Annotated in this window: 4 protein-coding genes; 3 read left to right on the forward strand and 1 reads right to left on the reverse strand. The window is 75.2% G+C overall.

Annotation, left to right across the window (positions count from 1 at the left end; all coding sequences use genetic code 11):
• The 3 genes from RKE29_RS28075 to RKE29_RS28085 all read left to right on the forward strand — a co-directional run.
• The coding region (locus tag RKE29_RS28075) for a VWA domain-containing protein (protein ID WP_312008494.1) at positions 1-1,307 on the forward strand (1,307 nt) is incomplete at its 5' end.
• 107 nt (positions 1,308-1,414) lie between these two features.
• Positions 1,415-3,031, forward strand: a complete 1,617-nt coding sequence (metG, locus tag RKE29_RS28080) for a methionine--tRNA ligase (RefSeq protein WP_312008495.1) — start codon at positions 1,415-1,417, stop codon at positions 3,029-3,031.
• 185 nt (positions 3,032-3,216) lie between these two features.
• A complete protein-coding gene (locus tag RKE29_RS28085; protein WP_312008496.1) occupies positions 3,217-3,630 on the forward strand; it encodes a DNA-binding response regulator in 414 nt (137 codons plus the stop codon).
• Between the two features lie 132 nt (positions 3,631-3,762).
• Here the strand turns inward: RKE29_RS28085 and RKE29_RS28090 are convergent, their stop codons facing one another.
• Positions 3,763-4,572, reverse strand: a complete 810-nt coding sequence (locus RKE29_RS28090) for a hypothetical protein (protein ID WP_312008497.1) — start codon at positions 4,570-4,572, stop codon at positions 3,763-3,765.
• Positions 4,573-4,591: the final 19 nt, after the last annotated feature.

Below are 4,591 nucleotides of genomic sequence, written 5' to 3' on the forward strand. Positions count from 1 at the left end.
CGGCCGCCGCCCGGGCCGAGGCGCCGGGCGCGGCGCTCGGCGCGTCGCCCGCCGGGTCGCCCGCGGCGGTCGGCGCCGGGGCCGAGCCGGACGACCCCGAGGACTCGCCGGCCTTCGACCCGGCCCTGAGCCGGCCCCTGCGCACCCTGGACGAGCTGCTGGAGTCCCCCGACCCGGAGCCCGACCCGGCCCCGGAGCCGGTACGGACCGAGCCCGGCGCCCCGGCCGACTCGGGATCCCCGTCCGACTCCGGTGCCCTGGCCGACTCCGGTGCCCTGGCCGACTCCGGGTCTCCGGCCGAAGACGCGCCCGAGCCCGAGGCCGCCGCGCCGGTGATCCCCGCGCCCGCCCGCGAGCCCGAGCCCGTACCCGTACCGGAGCCCCAGTCCGCCCGGCCGGAGCCCGAGCCGCAGCCCGAGCCCGCGGTGGCCGCCCCGGAAGCACCCGAGCCCACGGCGACCGCACCGCAGGAGCCGACGCCCGAGGAACCGACAGCGCAGGAACCGACGCCCCCCGCCCCGGCAGCACAGGAACCGGCAGCACAGGGACCGGCAGCACAGGAACCGGCCCCGCAGGAGCCCGCCCTCCCCCTCTCCGCCGTCGAGACCCGCGCCCCCGCCCTCACCGGCCGCTACAAGGCCGCCGGCGCGTCCCTCGGCGAGCGCGGGCTCACCGGCCACCGCGCCGCCGTCTACCTGGTCCTCGACCGGTCGGGCTCGATGCGCCGCTACTACGGCGACGGCACCGTCCAGCACTTCGCCGAGCAGGTCCTGGCCCTGGCCGCGCACCTGGACGACGACGGCGTGCTGCCCGTCGTCTTCTTCTCCACCGACGTCGACGGCACCGCCGAGCTGAACCTCGCCGACCACCAGGGCCGCATCGGAAAACTGCACACCTCCCTGGGCCACATGGGCCGTACCAACTACCACTGGGCGATCAACGCGGTGATCGAGCACCACCAGAAGTCCGGCACCACCCGCCCCGCCCTCGTGATCTTCCAGACCGACGGCGCCCCCACCAGCAAGCCCGCCGCCGAGAAGGCGCTGTGCGAGGCGGCGCGGCTGCCGCTCTTCTGGCAGTTCGTGGGCTTCGGCGACCCGGCGTCCCGGGGCTTCGACTTCCTGCGCAAGCTGGACGACCTGTCCGTACCCGACCGGCGCCCGGTCGACAACGCGGGCTTCTTCCACGCCGGTCTGGAGCCGCGCGAGGTCGCCGACGCGGAGCTGTACGACCGCCTTACGGCCGGCCTCCCGGCCTGGCTGGCGGCGGCCCGCGCGGCGGGAGTCCTCGCGGACGGCGACGCCTGACGCCGAGGCCGCCGGCGGCTGACGTCGCGCGCGCCGGCGACACCCGCCCGCAAGCCCGGCATAAGGGATTCGCGGACGGCCCGGTGCGGGCCGATAGGATTTCGCCCATGGCGGCCACTGGAAACGAGCACCGGGGGACGAAGGCGTTCTACGTCTCGACCCCGATCTACTACGTCAACGACGCTCCTCACCTGGGCCACGCCTACACGACCGTCGCGGGCGACGTGCTCTCCCGCTGGCACCGCCAGCGGGGCGAGAAGGTGTGGTACCTCACCGGCACGGACGAGCACGGTCAGAAGATCATGCGCACCGCCGAGGCGCACGGCGTCACCCCGCAGGAGTGGTGCGACAAGCTGGTGGAGGAGGCGTGGCAGCCCCTCTGGAAGCACCTGGAGATCGCGAACGACGACTTCATCCGCACCACCCAGCCCCGGCACACCGCCCGCGTCCAGGAGTTCGTGCAGTCGCTGTACGACAAGGGCGAGATCTACCAGGGCGGGTACGAGGGCCCGTACTGCGTGGGTTGCGAGGAGTACAAGACCCCGGGCGAGCTGCTGGACGGCGCGGGGGAGTACGCCGGGCAGAAGCTGTGCCCCATCCACAAGCGGCCCGTGGAGATGCTGAAGGAGGAGAACTACTTCTTCAAGCTCTCCGAGTACGGCCCGAAGCTGCTGGAGCACTATGAGCGCAACCCCGGCTTCATCCAGCCGGAGTCGGCGCGCAACGAGGTGGTGAACTTCGTCCGGCAGGGCCTTCAGGACCTGTCGATCTCCCGCTCGACCTTCGACTGGGGCATCCGCATCCCGTGGGACGACAAGCACGTCATCTACGTGTGGGTGGACGCCCTGCTCAACTACGCGACGGCGGTCGGGTACGGCGCGGACCAGGAGAAGTTCGAGCAGACGTTCCCGGCGGACGTGCACCTGGTGGGCAAGGACATCCTGCGCTTCCACGCGGTGATCTGGCCCGCGATGCTGATGGCGAACGGGCTGCCGCTGCCCGGCAAGGTCGTGGCCAACGGCTGGCTGATGGTCGGCGGCGAGAAGATGAGCAAGTCCAACCTGACCGGCATCTCGCCGCACCAGCTCACCGACCACTTCGGCGTCGACGCCTACCGCTGGTACTTCCTGCGGGCGATCCAGTTCGGCCAGGACGGCTCGTTCTCCTGGGAGGACTTCCAGGCGCGTTACACCAGCGAGCTGGCCAACGACTTCGGCAACCTCGCCTCGCGCGTGGCGGCCATGGTCGGCCGGTACTTCGACGGCGTGCTGCCGCAAGGCCCCGCGGCCGGACCGGCCGAGCAGGCGGTCGCGGACGGCCTGGCGAAGGCGGCGCGGGAGGCCGACGAGCGGATCGGCGAGCGGCTGGACTTCGCGGGCGGCATCGCCGCGGTCTTCGACTTCATCAAGCAGGTGAACGGCTACCTGACCGAGCAGGAGCCGTGGAAGGTCGCCAAGGACGCCTCTCCGGAGGGCCAGGCCCGGCTGGCCGCGATCCTCTACACCGCCGCCGAGTCGCTGCGCGCCACCGCCGTCCTGCTGAACCCGGTGATGCCCGCCACCTGCGAGAAGCTGTGGGCGTCGCTGGGCGCCGAGCCGCACCTCGGCCCGCTGGCCGAGCAGCGGGTGGCGGACGCGGGCACGTGGGGCCGGCTGCCCGCGGGCGCGCGGGTCACGAAGGGCGAGGCGCTGTTCCCGCGGCTGGAGGAGCCGGCGCGGGCCTGATCAGCGGTAACGGTCGGCGGTACGGCCCCGGGGGCGCCCCCGGGGCCGTATGCGCGCCGGGCCCTGCTCCGGCGTTGATCCGTCGGTANTGCGCGCCGGGCCCTGCTCCGGCGTTGATCCGTCGGTAATCGATCGTTTAACGCTCCCCTCCACTCTGGAGTCACAGGCTCAGGGAGAGGGAAGCGGTGGCGGAATCAGGGCGCGTCACGGTGACGGTCCACGGACCCGACCCGTCGGCGCGGGCCGGAGTCGAGCGGCAGTTACGCGAGGAGGCCACGGTCGAGCTGGTCGACCCGCCGGACCCGGCCGGGGACCGGGCGGGCGGCGGCGAGCCGCGCGGCGCGGTGGCGGTGCTGGCGGCCGACCGGTTCGACGCGCGGGCCGGGGCGGAGCTGCGGCGGCTGGCGCACAGCGGGGCGCGGCGGGTGGTGCTGGTGGTGGCGGAGCTGCCCGAGTCGGAGCTGCTGACGGTCGCGGAGTACGGCGTGCGGGCGGTGCTGTGGCGGCACCAGGCCACGCCGCACCGGCTGGCGCGCGCGGTGCGGCGGGCGGCCCGGGTGGCGCGCGGGGAGGGGCCGTGGCTCACCGGGCACCTCTGAGGGCCCGGGCGGGCCGCGTGGCACGGGGGCGGGCGGCCCGGCCTGTACGAGGCCGGGCCGCCCGGTGCGTACGCCGGGCGGGCGCGGCGGCGGGGCTCCGAACGGCCGCCCGGCCGCCCGGCCGCCGGGACGCTACTCGGCCAGCGACCCCGCGTCGCCCATGACCACCACCGGGTGCAGGCGCGGGTCGAGCGCGCGCACCAGGGCCCGCATGTGGTCCTTGGCCAGCGTGACGCAGCCGCGGGTCGGCCCGCCGTGGTCCACGTGGAACCACACGCCGCCGCCCCGGTTCGCGCCCATCGGCCGCGTCCAGTCCAGCGGCGAGGTGCCCGCGACGCGGTTGTAGTTGATGGCCACCACGTAGTCGAACGACCCGGCCAGCGGCTCGCCCGCGAAGCCCGTGCCGCCGATGGTGAAGCCGCCCGAGCGGTCGTACGGCAGCCTGCTGCCCGGGTCGGGCAGGTAGCCGCCGGCGTCGGTGAGCGGGAAGACGCCGATCGGCGAGCGCAGGTCGTTCAGGTGGTGGTCGGCGGTCCAGCCGCGCAGCGCGTTGTGCGCGGTCCAGGCGGGTCCGGCCCGCCAGGCGCCGGTCGCGTCCCGCTCGTACAGCACGGCCGTGGAGCGCGCGGAGTCGCGGCCCTCGCCGGTGACCAGCACCACCTGGCGCGCGTTCGAGGGCACCTTGGCGAGCGTGCTCGGGCCGAGGCCCGGCAGTTCGGCGCGGAAGAGGGGGCCGGCCGCCGCCCGCGCGCCCCGGCCGCCGTTCGGGCCGGTGTCGGGGGTGGGCTCGGCGGCCTCCGGCGGGTTGTCGTTGTCGGCGGCGGTGGCGAGCGCGTGCCCGCTCGGACCGTCGCTGTGGGACGTGCCGCACCCGGCGAGCGCCCCGGCCAGCAGGGCCGCCACGACCCCGGCCGGGCCCCACCGGTCCGCGCCCCAGGGCACCCGGCCGCCCCGGCCGGGC

The organism is Streptomyces sp. B1866 (assembly GCF_031932565.1).
Taxonomy (GTDB): domain Bacteria; phylum Actinomycetota; class Actinomycetes; order Streptomycetales; family Streptomycetaceae; genus Streptomyces.